The organism is Paenibacillus sp. FSL H8-0175 (assembly GCF_045040615.1).
In the GTDB taxonomy this organism is placed as follows: domain Bacteria; phylum Bacillota; class Bacilli; order Paenibacillales; family Paenibacillaceae; genus Paenibacillus_AQ; species Paenibacillus_AQ odorifer.
On the sequence record NZ_CP150299.1, the window covers coordinates 5,622,784 to 5,638,709 of the forward strand.

A 15,926-nucleotide genomic window follows, 5' to 3' on the forward strand; every position below is an offset into this window, starting at 1 on the left:
AACCTAAAGCCCTTTGGTGCACCTTAGCATGCACAAGCGCCGAATGTTTGGGACAAACCAAAGGCTTTTTTGCCTTTGGTTTCGGCGTTCGCACGCATTTAGCTCCGATCAGAGGCTTTTTTGCCTTTGGTTTCGGCGTTCACACGCATTTAGCTCCGATCAGAGGCATTTTTGCCTTTGGTTTCGGCGTTCGCACACTTTTGGCTCCAATCAGAGGCATTTTTGCCTTTGGTTTCGACGTCCAGGCACATTTAGCTTCCATCTACGGTTTTTATACCTTTGTTTTCGTCGTCTACGCGCATTTAGCTCCAATCAACGGTATTTATCTCTCTGTTTTCGGCGCTTCCACGCATTTAGCCCCAATCAACGGTATTTATACCTTTGTTTTCGTCGTCTACGCGCATTTAGCCCCAATCAACGGTATTTATACCTTTGTTTTCTACGTCTACGCACATTTAGCCCCATTCAACGGTATTTATACCTTAGATTTCGTCGTCTACACGCATTTAGCTCCAGTCAACGGTATTTATCCCTTTCTTTTCGACGTCTACGCACATTTGCTCCAATCAGCGGCACAACGGCATTTACCTCTTTAATTTCAACGCTGGCTAATAGAGCTGATTAGTGTGCAACAGGTCCCTCGCAATCAAAGAAACTGGATGCCGCACTATAGCACAGCCTGCAAAATAAAGTTAGCCACAAACAAACCAGCAATTCCATACAGCGCAGGTGGCACTTCCTTCCCTTTGCCCAGCGCCAGCTTCACAATTGGGTAGGTAATAAAACCAAAAGCCATACCGTCCACGATGCTATAGGTGAATGGAATCATAACCATGATTAGAAAAGACGGGAACAGCTCGGTCAAATCACTCAAGTCCATCTCACGCACATTCTGTACCATTAGCCCGCCAATCACAATCAGGATCGGTGCGATCGCACTATCGGGAATATAGGATAACAGCGGTAGGAATAAGAAGGTCGCCCCGAATAGAAGCCCTGTTACCAGCGAGGTGAGACCCGAACGCCCGCCCGCAGCTATTCCTGCATTAGATTCTGCAGCGGCCACGACCGGACTGCTTCCGAAAAGACCCGCGGCGATATTAGCAAGCGAGAGCGCACGCAGGCTGCTTTTGAAGCGTTCTGGACGGCCTGCCATCATCGTCTGCGAGGCTACAAGACCGATATTTTCAAATACAACGATTAACAATAACAGGAATACAGCAATCCAGAACACCAGGCTCACAATGCCGCTCCAGTCCATTCCGAAAAATAGGCTGCCATAACCTGAGAATACATGCCCTGAGGCCTGTTTTTCCGGTGCATGTGCAGCTCCCAGCAGGTAGGCTAGTCCTGTACCGACCAGCATACTTATCAGCAGGCCTCCGTTAGTTCCCCGGATAAATAACACTAAAGCCAGCAATAAAGTCACACAGGATGTAATAACTGCAGGATCACTAAAATGTCCTATGGCAACAAAAGTAGTCTGATGGGCAATCACTATCCCACTCTTTTGCAGCCCTATAAAGGTCAGAAACAGCCCTATACCGACTGTAATGGCATGCTGCAGGTTTTGGGGAATTGCCTCACTAAGAATACGATAAAGTGATGTGAAGGCCACGATAGCGAATAACACGCCTGTTATAACAACTACAGTAAGCGCCTCTCTCCAGTCCAGCTTCATGGAATGAACAAGCGTATAAGTGAAAAATGCGTTAATCCCCATCCCGGGAACCACGATGATAGGCGTCTTCCCGCCAAAAGCCATCAGCAGACAGCCGGTAATTGCGGTCAACAGTGTAGCCACCATTGCCGGTCTAAGCGGCATCCCCGCGTCATGGAGAATCGTCGCATTCACCATAACAATATAAACTGAAGCAAAATAGGAGAGAATCCCTGCAGCCCATTCCCGTTTCCAGTCATTCTCAGGCGCAAGCCCCACACTATTTCGCCAAAAATTCGATTTCATGTACAAAAACCTCCACTGATATTAAGTTCCGCAGGCGGATATTACCCGGATTATAAATCTAATAATCAGCCGTTCATCCCGGTTCAGCTATTATGCCTATTTGTGGCCTGCTTCTTGCAGAACCCGCCTGTTTAAGGACAACAAAAGGGCGTACGCAGCCGGATTCCAGCTACTCGCCCTTTTGTCCATTACTCTAATCCTATAACTATAATTGAAACAGCCTCAGCTCAGCGATTCACTTACAAGCTGACGCCTCCAGCCTCAAGCAAGTCACGCACGGCAACGCTGACCATAATTAGGCCGGCTACCGGTGGAACAAATGAATTGCTGGCTGGCGGTTGTTTCGCTTTACGTCGATCCGGCGCATTCTCCGGAACAATCTTGTCCGTAACATCCTGACGTGGCTTCATTGGCGGCTCCGTAGAGAAAACCACCTTCACGCCTTTCTTAATCCCATCCTTACGCAGCTTCTGGCGAATGACCCGGGCAATCGGATCATACGTTGTTTTGGAAATGTCCGCTACCTGGAATCTTGTAGGATCCATTTTGTTGGCAGCGCCCATGCTTGAGATCATAGGAATTCCACGTGCCAGACATTCTTTAATCAAATGGACCTTGTAGATAATCGTATCCGAGGCATCAATCACATAATCCGGTTTCAGCTTGAACAGTTCCTCATAGGTTTCTTCCGTATAGAACATGTTCAGCGCAATCGCTTCACATTCCGGATTAATCAGCTTCACACGGTCTACCATCAGTTCGGCCTTCTTTTGCCCAACCGTTGTAGTAAGTGCGTGGATCTGCCGATTCACATTGGTAATGTCGACGGAATCCTTATCAATCAGAATCAGTCTGCCGATCCCGCTACGAGCCAATGCCTCAACAGCCATACCGCCAACACCGCCGATACCAAGTACCGCTACTGTGCTGTTCTTCATAATCTCCAGACCTTCCGGTCCGATCGCCAGTTCCGTACGTGAGAACTGATGCAGCATGAGGTCAGCCTCCTTCAAAAGCTATGGCGAAGCAGAAATCTGCCTCGCCCGCTTTATTTAATTATTCTTTTTCTTTTTCTTTCTTTGGTTTAAGAGCCAGCTTAATATGCAGTTGCTCCAATTGTGAACCGTCTACTGGTGCAGGTGCATCCATAAGCAGGTCCGTTGCACTTGCCGTTTTCGGGAATGCGATGGTTTCGCGCAGATTTGTACGACCCGCCAGCAGCATAATTAGACGATCTAAACCGAAGGCAATACCACCATGTGGAGGTGTACCATATTCGAACGCATCCATCAGGTAACCAAATTTCTCGTAAGCAACCTCATCTGAGAAGCCGAGAGCTTGGAACATTTTTTCCTGTACTTCACGTTTGTAAATCCGCATGGAGCCGCCGCCTACTTCATAACCGTTCAGAACGATATCGTAGGCTTGTGCACGAATTGCACCTGGATCTGTGTCGAACAGATGCAGATCCTCTTCACGTGGACGAGTGAACGGATGGTGTTCTGCTACATAACGTTTCTGATCTTCATCATAACCAAGCAATGGGAAGTCAGTCACCCAAGCGAACTTGAACACGTTATCGTCGATCAGACCCAGCTGACGTCCGATTTTGACACGAAGGGCACCTAGAACGTCCGCTACAACCTTTTTGGTATCAGCGGAGAACAACAGTAGGTCGCCTTCTTCAGCGCCTGTACGCTCCTTCACAGCGGCAATTTCTTCTTCAGTGAAGAATTTGACAATCGGCCCTTTGAACTCGCCGTCTTTCACTTGAATCCAAGCCAAACCTTTCGCTCCATAACGCGCAGCATAAGGTCCGAGATCATCGATTTCTTTACGAGTCCAAGTCCCACAGCCTTTAGCATTTAGACATTTCACTTCTCCGCCTTTTTCGATCACGGAAGCGAATACCTTCACGCCACTTGTGGCAACAATATCGTTCATTTCCACAAGCTCTAATCCAAAACGCAGGTCAGGTTTGTCTGAACCGTATTTGCCCATAGCCTCAGCATAAGTCAAACGTTGGAATGGAAGCTGAATATCCGCTCCTACAGTTTCTTTAAACAGACGTTGCATCAGGTTCTCCATCATGCCAAGCAGCTCATCCTGAGACAGGAATGAAGTCTCGATGTCCACTTGTGTAAATTCCGGCTGACGGTCAGCACGCAAATCTTCATCACGGAAACAACGAGCAATTTGATAATAGCGTTCAACGCCACCCACCATCAATAGCTGCTTGTAGATTTGTGGAGATTGCGGCAATGCGAAAAATTCGCCTTCATGCACACGGCTTGGCACCAAATAATCACGCGCACCTTCCGGTGAGCTCTTAGTTAGGATTGGTGTTTCTACATCAATAAATCCTTCACTGTCAAGGAAATCGCGGAAAATCTTAGAAGCTTTCGAGCGTAGCAACAATGTTTTTTGCATTTCTGGACGACGCAGATCCAGGTAACGATATTTCAGGCGAAGAGATTCGTCTACTTCCACTCCATCTTCGATGAAGAATGGAGGGGTCTTAGCAGCGTTCAGCACTTCGATATCTGTAATTTGAACTTCAATCTCACCTGTTGGCAGATTGCGGTTAATGGTTTCTTCATCACGTTTAACCACTTTTCCTTTGACAGCCAAAACATACTCACTGCGAACCTTATCCGCAATTTGCAGTGCTTCGCCGGAGTAGTCCGGGTTGAATACAACTTGCACAATACCGCTTCTGTCACGCAGGTCAATAAAAAGTACGCCCCCAAGGTCGCGGCGGGTCTGGACCCATCCGTTCAAGGTTACCGTTTGTCCAATATGTTCTGGTGTTAATTGCCCACAGTTATGACTTCTTTGCATAATTCACCATTCCCCTTTTTAGTTAAAAATAAGTTTCTATTTAAAAAGTCTTCTTCTATACCAACGCCTGAGCCAGCTCTTCGAGCTTCACAGTCTGCTGTTCCCCTGTGCTCATCGACTTCAGCGCAATTACACCATTCTTCAGCTCGTCTTCGCCAAGAATCGCAGTATAACGTGCCGACATACGGTCAGCTGACTTCATCTGCGCCTTCATCTTCCGGCCGAGGTAGTCGCGTTCTGCCGAGAACCCTTGGCTACGCAGAAAGTATAGCTGCTTGGAGATTTCAATGTCAGCCTCTTCGCCAAGAGCTACAAAATACACATCCAGTGGCTTCGCAGTCTCCAGCTCTACCTTCTGATCTTCCAGAATAAGAAGAATACGCTCCAGCCCGATCCCAAAACCAATACCCGGTTGATCCGGTCCACCGATTTCTTCAACTAAACCGTTGTAACGGCCTCCGCCGCCTACGGTATCAATAGAGCCAATGCCAGCTGCTTTATATTCAAACGCAGTATGCGTGTAATAATCCAAACCACGTACAAGACGAGGATTAATCGTGAACTCCACACCCATGATGTCGAGATGCATCTTAACCTTCTCAAAATGAGTTATGCATTCATCATCCAAACTGTCCAAAATGGAAGGCGCATCTGTAAATTTATCCTGATCCACCTTGCAATCCAGCACACGAAGCGGATTACGCTCGATTCGACGCTGACAGTCACTGCAGAGGTTATCCTTCATCGGTCTAAGGAATCCCAGCAGCTTCTCCCGGTAAGCCGCACGGCTTGGTGCATTACCCACGGAATTAAGCTCCACTCTTACATCCTTAAGACCTAGATCCTTATAGAATTGATAGCCCATAGAGATTACTTCTGCATCAATAGCCGGATCCACGGCCCCAAACGCCTCAATCCCAAACTGATGGAACTGGCGATATCTTCCGGCCTGCGGACGCTCATAACGGAACATAGGTCCGATATAATACAGCTTGCTTACATCAGGTTCACCGTATAGCTTGTTCTGAACGTAAGCCCGCACGACACCAGCCGTTCCTTCTGGACGAAGAGCCAAATCACGGTCGCCTTTGTCCTTGAACGTATACATTTCGCCTTCCACGATATCCGTTGTTTCGCCTACTCCACGTTCGAATAACCCTGTGTGCTCAAACATAGGTGTGCGAATTTCCCGGTAGTTAAAACGGCGGCATAAATCTCTGGCCTTCCCCTCAATATACTGCCATTTCTCCACAGCACCCGGAAGCACGTCCTGCGTTCCTGTTGGTTTCTCGAATCTTTCTTTAGCCACAGTCTATCCCTCCTAAAAAATAACCCCTCTAAAGCTGTTCTCTTCATCTGTTTCTATTGCAGAAAAAGCAAAAAATCCCTCGCCCTGTTTTATAAAAAAACAGGGACGAGGGATTATCATAACCAATAATACACCACGTGGTACCACCCACATTCCGGATCAGTAAAAATATACTGAAGCCGCTCAAAGCGGTTAACGCCCGCCTACGCGTAAACGGCTACTGATCGCGGCAATCAACACTGCCCACTTTCGCCGTACGTTCTCGGGGAGGTCATTCATTCGCTCATCAACAGAATCCTTGCAGCCAAGCGATACCGGTTCATCATCCACTTAAGTAGATGTCATCCGAATCGACAAGGGATTCTTCTCTGGAGTTGTGGGTTCTCGAATTACTTGGTCCCGTCATCAAAACCATATGATAAAATCGTATATTGTTAATATTCTACTGAACTACTGCATTAAAGTCAAGGAAGTAAAAAGGATGCCTGGTATAAATTTTGACAGCTTCCGAGTTTTTTATTCAGCAATTATATTGTAACAAAAAAAATGACCTGCAGCCGAATGCTGCAGGTCCATCATCATATATTATTAAAAAGGGGGTCATGCCTTTATTATAAACACGCTATATTAAGGAATCATGTACGTAATATTACGATTATATTACATTCCATGAAAGCGGTTTATTTTTAATAGAATACTATTCGAATTGTTCAACATAGGCCCCTTTGCCCCGAAGGATTTCCACAACTTCATTATAATTTTCTTCTGCTATACTTAGCTCCATCACATAACGAAGTTCACTTAAATCCCCATCTTCGAGATCTCCTTCTGCCACGTTCGCACTAACCTGATCTTCATTCACACTATAATGTGTTTCAGGGTCAGCCCGAGTGTCGGAAGCGGCAATGCCAGGAACCAGCATAGCTCCAGCTGCAGGTGTGCTAGCCGTTCCAAGCGTTCCAGTTGTGCCTGCGACTACAGATGCACTATCCAGTGGAATGATTGGAAACAGAATATTACGATCATTGCCGATAGGGTCTGTGAGTGGCCAAACCTCCAAGCCATCCACCTTATAGCTAATCAATGCTGTTTTTGCGCCTTCTGCTTCATTTTCAGTTCTGAAATACGCTTGGATTTTTCTGCTCATTGCCATTACCTCCTTGGATTATAAGACTCTAAAATAAAAAATGCTTATTTATTTCAGGACCTTCAATATTTCACGAACAAATGCAGGCTCATCTTTTGGTGTACGCGAAGTAATGTAATTGCGATCAACCACTACTTCCTCATCCTTAAACTCCGCGCCGGCATTCACAACATCATCCTTCAGCGGAGGATAAGAGGTAATGGTGCGTCCCTTAAGCAAGTCTGCACTGATCAGAATTTGCGGTCCGTGGCAAATAGAGGCGATAGGCTTGCCTTCTTCATTTGCTTCTTTTACAAACTTCAAAATATCGGCATTTTGCCGTAAATTCTCGGGGGAAGAACCACCCGGGATGACAATCGCGTCATAATCACTTGCTTGAACATCGGCGATCGCCTTGTCTGATGCGTAGGAGACTTCTTTCTTTTTACCTAGCAAGGTCTCCCCTTTTTTCAAACCAATAATGTCAGCTTGATGTCCTGCCTTTATAATTTCATCATAAGGAACCTTCATTTCAGAATCTTCAAAATCATTAGCCAGTAAGAAAGCAACGTTACTCATGTAATAGTTTCTCCTCTCTGTCTTTAGCAATTAATGATGTTCTAATTATTCTTTCTTGTGGTCTATTACCCTTATGAGGATGCTTTCTAACCTTTAATCGGAAAAAAGGCTTCCTTCACAACACCGAAAAAGCCGCATTTTCCACCCGCTTCAGGTACGCGGCAAGAGATTGCGGCTTCTTCCTTTCATCACTAGTGGTTCGGTCTCGCCGTCTAGCTTTTTGGCTAATGCACAGGCTTCCATAGGACTCCCAGTCGGTAATGCCGGGATACTTCTCCATACCCATGCCTTCTGTGATTGTCTCATTCTTAAACTCCCTGCCTTATGCGTGATATCTGCCTGCATTTAGTTTATCCAGCCCAAAGAAGCTCTATCCGCATAAAAAAAAGATGTCGAAAGTTAGCTCCGGCCAGAAGCAATCTTCGACATCCTCTATTTCGTTAGCTGCGGCTATCCAGAATGAGAGTAACTGGGCCCCAATTGGTCAGCGACACATCCATCATCGCTCCAAATATGCCCGTCTCCACCTGAAGACCTCCAGCTCTAAGCTCTTGATTAAAATAATCATAAAGACGCTCGGCCTCCGCAGGAGCTGCAGCTCCCATGAAATTCGGCCGTCTTCCCTTACGGCAATCTCCGTATAAAGTAAACTGGGACACTGAAAGAATAGCCCCGTTAGTATCCGTGACACTATAGTTCATTTTGCCAGCATCATCTTCAAAAATACGCAGTCCAGCTATTTTATCCGCTAAATATTTGGCATCCTTCTCTGTATCTTCATGGGTAACGCCGACAAGCAGCATCAGGCCATTGCCAATCGCTCCGGTCACTGTCTCATCCACGGTTACTTTGGCGTCCTTACAACGCTGTACTACAACTCTCATCGCACTACTTCGCTCCTTGCCTTATTGCATGATCCGATTCACTGTATATACATCCTTGACTCGTTTCACTTTATCTACAACGGATTGCAGATGCTCCGTATTACGAATAAGGATGGTCATATGAATCATTGCCATCTTATTCTTGTCAGAGCGCCCAGTGACCGCTGAAATGTTCGTTTTGCTCTCGGACACAGCCTGCAGTACTTCATTGAGCAGTCCATTGCGGTCATGGCCTGTAATCTCAATATCCACACTATAGTTTGCTTCCATCGTGCCTTCCCATTCCACTTCAATCACTCTAGCTGCTTCTTCTCCGTCACCTTCACCCGGAATGTTAGGACAATCCTGGCGGTGTACAGATACGCCCCGGCCCCGTGTAACATAACCTACAATGTCGTCACCCGGAACCGGGTTGCAACATCGTGCAAAACGAACAAGTAAGTTTTCAATTCCTTTTACACTAACGCCATTGGTGGGTTGATTTCGTCTCTCGCCGGAAGACTTGATCTCCTTCATCTCTGAAGTAAGCTCCAAGTGGTTAGCAGCTTCTTCCTGCTCCTTGCGCAGCTTCTCCGTCAAACGGGAGGCAATCTGCGAAGCGGTAATCCCACCAAAACCAACGGCAGACAACATATCCTCTACATCATTAAAAGCAAATTTTTTCGCAGCTTCCAACAGTTTTTCATCAGAAATCCACTCGGAAACTTCAACATTCAGGCGCTTCAGCTCACGTTCAATCGCTTCGCGACCTTTTTCGACATTTTCCTCACGTTTTTCTTTTTTGAACCATTGTTTAATTTTGCTTCTTGCGTGAGAGGATTGTGCAATTTTGAGCCAGTCACGGCTAGGTCCGTAAGAATGCTTAGACGTCAAAATCTCAACAATATCGCCCGTCTTCAGCTTGTGATCAAGCGGCACGATCCGCCCATTCACCTTGGAACCAATCGTACGATTGCCCACTTCTGTATGAATGCGGAACGCGAAGTCAAGAGGCACAGAACCGGCAGGAAGCTCAATAACCTCACCTTTAGGAGTAAATACAAACACGAGGTCTGAGAAAAAATCCATTTTTAGTGATTTTACGAACTCTTCGGCATCCTTAGCTTCATGCTGCAGCTCCAATATTTCGCGAAAGAAAGGCATCCGATTCTCCGGATTAGCATTATTACTGCTGCCTTCTTTGTATGCCCAGTGTGCGGCTATCCCGTATTCTGCCGTGCGGTGCATTTCCCAGGTGCGAATTTGCACCTCAGTAGGCTCTCCGCCTGGTCCTACCACAGTAGTATGCAGAGATTGATACATATTGGCTTTTGGCATAGCTATATAATCTTTAAAACGCCCCGGCATTGGCTTCCATAAGGTATGAATAATTCCAAGGGTTGCATAACAGTCCTTGATATTATCCACAATGATACGAATGGCCAGCAGGTCATAAATTTCATTAAACTGCTTATTTTTTGTGCTCATTTTGTTATAAACACTGTAAATATGCTTCGGGCGACCGGAAAGATCACCTTCAATGCCCATTTCATCCAGCTTGGCACGAATACGGCCAATTACGCTGTCGATAAATTGCTCACGTTCAGCCCGCTTCTTATGCACCAGATTAGCAATCCGGTAATACTGCTGCGGGTTCAAGTAACGAAGCGCAATATCCTCCATCTCCCACTTAATCGCGGAAATCCCCAGCCGGTCAGCTACAGGACAGAAGATCTCCAACGTCTCATAAGAAATACGGCGCTGGCTCTCTTCAGATTGGTATTTTAACGTTCGCATATTATGCAGACGGTCCGCCAGTTTAATGACAATGACCCGGATATCCTGGGCCATAGCAATAAACATTTTGCGGTAATTCTCGTTCTGCTGCTCTTCCTTTGAGCGAAAGCGAATACGTTCCAGCTTCGTTAAGCCGTCAACAAGCATTGCGCAGGTATCGCCAAATTTAGCGCGGATTTGTTCCAGTGAGACCGTCGTATCTTCCACCACATCATGCAAAAGCGCTGCAACAATAGATATAACATCCATTTGCATATTGACGACAATATCTGCCACCGCCAGCGGATGCAGAATGTATGGCTCCCCCGACTTGCGGATCTGCCCGTGATGAGCCTGATCGGCAAATTCATAAGCTTCCCGGATGCGGAGAAGATCTTTATCTTTTATATAGGCGCCAGCCTTATCAATTAATCGCTCAATGCCCATTCTCGTCGTATCCGATTCCTTTCTATAATAAAATGAACCCGCAACTGTTCAAAAATCTGCAGGTTCCAATCATTTCATTTGTCCAAGCTTACTTACGCCCTTATTCAAAGTTGTCTATAATTATGAGGCTTAAGGAGGATTACGTCAACACTTGCCATCTCATGGTATTCCAGAAGTAAAAGTAATTAAATTCGGACAAATTAATAACACTTGTGAAAATGTTGTTGTAAAAAAGCCAAGTTCTATTTAATCTAGTAAAGGCGGATTTTCGCCGGACAACCTAATATCAGATAAGAAAGAGGAGTGAACTCCATTGCAACGCGAAATTCAAGTTAACGAAAAACTTCCATGGGGCCCAGGCTTTCTATTAAGTCTCCAGCATTTGTTTGCCATGTTTGGCAGTACAGTGCTAGTGCCTAACTTGTTCGGGGTCGACCCTGGAATGATTTTGCTTATGAATGGTATCGGTACATTGCTGTACATTTGGATCTGTCGTGGTAAAATCCCTGCGTACCTTGGTTCCAGCTTTGCCTTTATTGCACCGGTATTGTCAGTACTCAGTCGTTACCCAAATGATCACATGAAAGGATACTCGCTTGCTTTGGGTGCTTTTATCGTCACTGGTATTATATTCGTGCTCGTGGCATTGATCATTCGTTATGCAGGAACCAAATGGATTGATGTTGTTTTCCCTCCAGCAGTAATGGGAGCGATCGTAGCTACGATCGGACTTGAACTTGTACCTGTTGCCGCACGAATGGCAGGACTTATTGCTCCTGAAGGCGTTGCAGTTGCAGACTGGACTCCAGATGGCAAAACAATCGCACTTTCTATGGTGACACTTGGTGTAACTGTAATTGGAGCTGTACTCTTCCGCGGTTTTCCAAAAATCATTCACATCCTTATTGGTATCGTCACTGGTTATGGTTTAGCATATATTTTGAAAATGGTGGATACCGCTGCTATCTCTAATGCAAAATTTTTAGCGCATCCTTCCATTGTTACTCCTTCATTTGATTGGAATGTAATATTCACTATTATCCCGGTATCATTAGTTGTTATTGTTGAGCACATTGGACATTTACTTGTTACAAGCAATATTGTCGGCAGAGACTTGGCAAAAGATCCTGGACTTGACCGCTCTCTGATGGGGAACGGGATATCTACAATTATCTCCGGTTTTATCGGTTCTACTCCAAATACAACCTACGGTGAAAATATCGGGGTTATGGCTTTGACTAAAGTATATTCGGTATATGTAATCGGCGGCGCAGCGGTGATTGCTATTCTGCTTTCATTCTCTGGTACTTTCTCCTCCGTCATCGCTAATATTCCAACCCCTGTAATGGGTGGTGTATCCCTGTTGCTGTTTGGTGTAATTGCGGCTTCCGGATTACGTATTTTCGTTGAGCAAAAAGTTGATTTTTCCAAGGCTACGAACATGATCATGGCTACGTTGGTACTCGTTGTCGGAATCAGTGGTACAACCCTTACTATGGGCAACGTTAAACTAAGTGGTATGGCGCTGGCTACAATTGTTGGTATCGTATTGGCATTGTTCTTCAAACTCATTGAAGTGCTTGGACTGTCTAATGATGGCGGAGAAAGTGATAAAACTGCCCATTAATCGATTGTAAAAATAGAATTTTAAAAAAGCTGCTCCAACATCCATTTATGGACTTGGGCAGCTTTTTTTATTAACGCAGATACAAAACAGCAACTCTCCGCCACAAGGCAGACAGCTGCTGTTATTATCTTACATTTTCCAATTACTGTTTAACTTCCACCCTTTGCGTCACGCGCTAATCTTTGCACTTTTCAGCATAATTCGAGCCGAATCCCCGTTTATTTCCCGGGAAAAGACAAACTTCACAAGATTAATCCTCGTAATTCACCAAGGAAAGAACTTCAACTCCAGAAAGCTTATTACGCCCAGCAAGCTCAACCAGCTCAATCAGAAAAGCAGCACCTACCACTTTACCGCCAAGCTGTTCTACAAGGTTAACCGAAGTAGCAATGGTTCCACCAGTAGCCAATAAATCATCAGCGATCAATACTTTTTGACCAGGCTTGATAGCATCTGTGTGAACAGCAAGGGTGTCCTTGCCATACTCAAGATCATAACCTACCTCTATAGTTTCATATGGAAGCTTACCGCTTTTACGAATCGGCACAAAACCTACCCCCATCGCATAAGCAAGAGGTGCTCCAACTACGAAGCCACGTGCTTCTGGTCCAGCGATAACGTCGATTTCCAAGTGCGCTACGAGAGCTTTCAACGCGTCAATCGCTTGGCGGTAAGCCTCACCGTCTTTAAGCAATGTGGTGATATCTTTAAAACTAATACCTTCTTTAGGGAAATCAGGAATCACACGAATACTATCTTTAAAATCCAAATTTATCATCTCCTATAAGTTTTGTAAGCATAAGCTACAGTGATTTCAGATCGGCAAAACTTGCTTCGTAAGCATTCGCTTTGTTTTGTTAGCATAGCTGCATTGATTTCAGATCGGCAAAACTTGCTTCGTAAGCATTCGCTTTGTTATATGAGCGTTGCATTTTTATACACCATTGGGTACGCTCAGCAGCTCATATTTGCATGGATTATGATACGCCTAAACGACGCGATAACATCCAGTCCTGTAACTCTGACAGGCTGCCCTCCATGAAGTATTGCTCCATCTCCGCCATCTGTCCCAGTCTAACAAAATGACTCGATGCTGTCAGACTTTTAGCTACTGGCTGAGTAATAAATGCCACACTTCCCTGACTTCTTTTAATAAAATCAAGCTCCTCAAACACATCAAGCATGTTGTTAAGCATGCGGATACTTAACGAGGACTGGCGGCTTAACCGCAGCAAAACTTCGTTCTCAGGCGTTGCAACTGAGGTGATCGAAGCCAACAGTTTATATAGTATTTTGAAATGATCCCGTGTCGGAGTAATAAGTCGTTCTCGGCCATCCTTGATAGAATGCAATAACGCAATATTATCAGCATTAGGAAAGGTTTGGAGTAGCGCATCCAGTTGTTCAGGAGTCTCCGGCATATCCAGTAAGCATAACAGAGAGACATGCCCTGATTCCTGAAGGGGCTCATCCTTAACAGCAGCGCTAATGCCAGCTTCATTATCATATACCCATAAAGACATTCCTATCAATTCACTTGCAGGCGTACTACGTCCGTTCTGAAACACTGCAGCAGCTCTATACGGACCCGCACCGCTATAAGGAAGAAGTAGTTCCCTAATATGTGCGGCTTGCCGTACGGCATCAGCAGCACCACGAAGATCGAATAACTGGGCATCCTGCACAGATAAATCCTGCAGCATCAGCTGTGATTTGCGTGAGCCATTCCATTCATTGATCGACAGCTCAGCTAACACGTTGATCGTAGTACCCGCCGGTAGCAGCCTGGATAAAGCGCCTTTACCAAACGCCAAGGCTTCAATGCTGTTTTTCCCCTGCTGCAATACAATCTTCAGGTGTTTTCCATCTTGACCCATTGTACGTGTCTCTTTCACGGTAGCCCCACGAATAATAAACTTTGGCAACGGATTAGACATTCCGAAAGGTGCAAGCCTTTCCAATTCTAGCGCGGTCTGCAGTGATAAATCCGAGATTGACACCTCTGCATCAGCGGAAGCAACAGGAACGAAATGCTCTGGCGTTAACACCCCGGACGCATATTCATTTAATGCTGCAGCAAAGGCTTCTAATCCATCCCGATGCAGGCTCATTCCCGCAGCGGCTGGATGACCTCCAAAATGATCCATTAAATCAGAACAAGAAGAAAGTGCAGCGTAGATATCAAGTCCAGGTATGGAGCGAGCAGAACCTTTGCACATTCCGGTCTCTGGATGTATATCCAGAATGATCACAGGCCGATAATAACGCTCCAGTAGTTTGGAAGCCACTATACCTACCACACCTACATTCCAGCCATGATCAGCAAGAACAATGATGTCTGGGATTTCGCCACCCTGTGTCATCTGCTCCAGCTTGGCAGTGGCCTCAACAACAATTCTTTCTACCACCAATTGGCGTTCTTTGTTAAGCAGGTCAAGCTCTCCAGCTAGCTGCTCTGCCTCAGCCGCATGCTCGGTAGTGAGGAGGGACACAGCCCGTCCAGCATGATCCAGGCGACCACTGGCATTGATGCGCGGCGCCATGCCAAAAGCGATATTGACCGCACTCACAGTGCTCATGTTCACACCGCTGACAGCGAGTAAGGCACGAATCCCCGGGAAACTTGAATGCCGCATACTTTCCAAGCCATTTCTAACAATCTCACGGTTCTCGCCAAGCAGCGGCATTAAATCCGCAACCGTTCCTATCGCTGCAATCTCTGCCCATTCTGTGGGAGTCTCTTCCCCTAGAATAGCCTGAGCAAGCTTATAAGCCACACCTACACCCGCTAATCCTTTGAACGGATAAGGGCAATCTGGCAGCTTGGGATTAATAAGCGTATAGGCCTCTGGCAAAAGCTCAGGAGGTTCATGGTGATCCGTAACGATCACATCGATCCCCAGTTCATTAGCGTAAGCAACCTGATGATAAGCGCTAATGCCAGTATCTACTGTAATGATTAAGGAGACACCTTGCTGTAAAGCCCAATCCAGGGCATGATTATGCAGCCCATAACCCTCGTTAGAGCGGTGTGGGATATAAATATCAAAGGAAGCGCCTAAATAGCGCAGCAGATGAATCATAAGTGCTGTGCTGGACACCCCGTCGGCATCATAATCGCCATAAATAAGAATATGTTCTTCATCTTTTAAAGCCTTTCTAATTCTAGGAACCGCTTCAGCCATTCCTTTGAGTAGGAACGGATCATGCTGTTCTTCCTCACTGCCATCCATGAAGCTTAGAGCTTCATGAGGCGTGTTCATTCCTCTATTTACTAATAGTGAGGATAAGAGTGGAGAAATAGAAAGGCTCCGGGCCATATCCCTAACTGTGTCGGGATTGGCTGCCGGAGATTGCCATCTTGTTTTTGAATAAAGCAATAGAACTCACCT

14 protein-coding genes are annotated in these 15,926 nt (G+C 45.8%); 2 read left to right on the forward strand and 12 right to left on the reverse strand.

The features are described from left to right. Window positions 1-47 precede the first annotated feature (47 nt). Window positions 48-596, forward strand: coding sequence for a hypothetical protein (locus MHH46_RS24955; protein WP_076193224.1), 549 nt, complete (start codon window positions 48-50; stop codon window positions 594-596). A 71-nt stretch (window positions 597-667) separates the two neighbouring features. Here MHH46_RS24955 and MHH46_RS24960 read toward each other — a convergent pair whose 3' ends face one another. The 10 genes from MHH46_RS24960 to MHH46_RS25005 form a co-directional block, all read right to left on the reverse strand. Next, complete coding sequence (locus tag MHH46_RS24960; protein ID WP_076193221.1) at window positions 668-1,966, reverse strand: NCS2 family permease; 1,299 nt, start codon at window positions 1,964-1,966, stop codon at window positions 668-670. Between the two features lie 239 nt (window positions 1,967-2,205). Next, entirely contained in the window at window positions 2,206-2,961 is a 756-nt protein-coding gene (locus MHH46_RS24965) for a ThiF family adenylyltransferase (protein ID WP_076130395.1), read from the reverse strand. A gap of 61 nt (window positions 2,962-3,022) precedes the next feature. Then, window positions 3,023-4,807, reverse strand: coding sequence for an aspartate--tRNA ligase (gene aspS / locus MHH46_RS24970; RefSeq protein ID WP_076193219.1), 1,785 nt, complete (start codon window positions 4,805-4,807; stop codon window positions 3,023-3,025). Between the two features lie 55 nt (window positions 4,808-4,862). Then, window positions 4,863-6,116 (reverse strand): histidine--tRNA ligase, encoded by a 1,254-nt coding sequence (gene hisS / locus MHH46_RS24975; protein ID WP_036677635.1) that lies wholly within the window; start codon window positions 6,114-6,116, stop codon window positions 4,863-4,865. Between the two features lie 192 nt (window positions 6,117-6,308). Next, the gene (locus MHH46_RS24980) at window positions 6,309-6,446 is read right to left on the reverse strand and encodes a hypothetical protein (RefSeq protein WP_155288182.1); all 138 of its coding nucleotides are present in this window, start codon (window positions 6,444-6,446) and stop codon (window positions 6,309-6,311) included. A gap of 367 nt (window positions 6,447-6,813) precedes the next feature. Continuing rightward, on the reverse strand, window positions 6,814-7,263 hold the full coding sequence (locus MHH46_RS24985) for a hypothetical protein (RefSeq protein WP_036677637.1): 450 nt from the start codon (window positions 7,261-7,263) through the stop codon (window positions 6,814-6,816). Between the two features lie 48 nt (window positions 7,264-7,311). Next, window positions 7,312-7,821 (reverse strand): type 1 glutamine amidotransferase domain-containing protein, encoded by a 510-nt coding sequence (locus tag MHH46_RS24990; RefSeq protein WP_076193216.1) that lies wholly within the window; start codon window positions 7,819-7,821, stop codon window positions 7,312-7,314. 150 nt (window positions 7,822-7,971) lie between these two features. Next, window positions 7,972-8,127 carry a hypothetical protein gene (locus MHH46_RS24995; protein WP_175617366.1) on the reverse strand — a complete coding sequence of 52 codons (156 nt, stop codon included), beginning with the start codon at window positions 8,125-8,127 and terminating at the stop codon, window positions 7,972-7,974. 134 nt (window positions 8,128-8,261) lie between these two features. Beyond that, window positions 8,262-8,705 carry a D-aminoacyl-tRNA deacylase gene (dtd, locus tag MHH46_RS25000; RefSeq protein ID WP_036677641.1) on the reverse strand — a complete coding sequence of 148 codons (444 nt, stop codon included), beginning with the start codon at window positions 8,703-8,705 and terminating at the stop codon, window positions 8,262-8,264. Window positions 8,706-8,726: 21 nt separating this feature from the next. Further along, window positions 8,727-10,907 carry a bifunctional (p)ppGpp synthetase/guanosine-3',5'-bis(diphosphate) 3'-pyrophosphohydrolase gene (locus MHH46_RS25005; protein WP_036677643.1) on the reverse strand — a complete coding sequence of 727 codons (2,181 nt, stop codon included), beginning with the start codon at window positions 10,905-10,907 and terminating at the stop codon, window positions 8,727-8,729. A 313-nt stretch (window positions 10,908-11,220) separates the two neighbouring features. Between MHH46_RS25005 and uraA the strand changes: the two genes are divergently transcribed. Beyond that, window positions 11,221-12,534, forward strand: a complete 1,314-nt coding sequence (gene uraA / locus MHH46_RS25010; protein WP_038572987.1) for a uracil permease — start codon at window positions 11,221-11,223, stop codon at window positions 12,532-12,534. 250 nt (window positions 12,535-12,784) lie between these two features. On the opposite strand, the gene MHH46_RS25015 is transcribed toward uraA, so the two are convergent. Both MHH46_RS25015 and recJ read right to left on the reverse strand, forming a co-directional pair. Continuing rightward, window positions 12,785-13,303 carry an adenine phosphoribosyltransferase gene (locus MHH46_RS25015; RefSeq protein ID WP_036677647.1) on the reverse strand — a complete coding sequence of 173 codons (519 nt, stop codon included), beginning with the start codon at window positions 13,301-13,303 and terminating at the stop codon, window positions 12,785-12,787. A 208-nt stretch (window positions 13,304-13,511) separates the two neighbouring features. After that, on the reverse strand, window positions 13,512-15,914 hold the full coding sequence (recJ, locus tag MHH46_RS25020; RefSeq protein ID WP_076193214.1) for a single-stranded-DNA-specific exonuclease RecJ: 2,403 nt from the start codon (window positions 15,912-15,914) through the stop codon (window positions 13,512-13,514). Window positions 15,915-15,926: the final 12 nt, after the last annotated feature.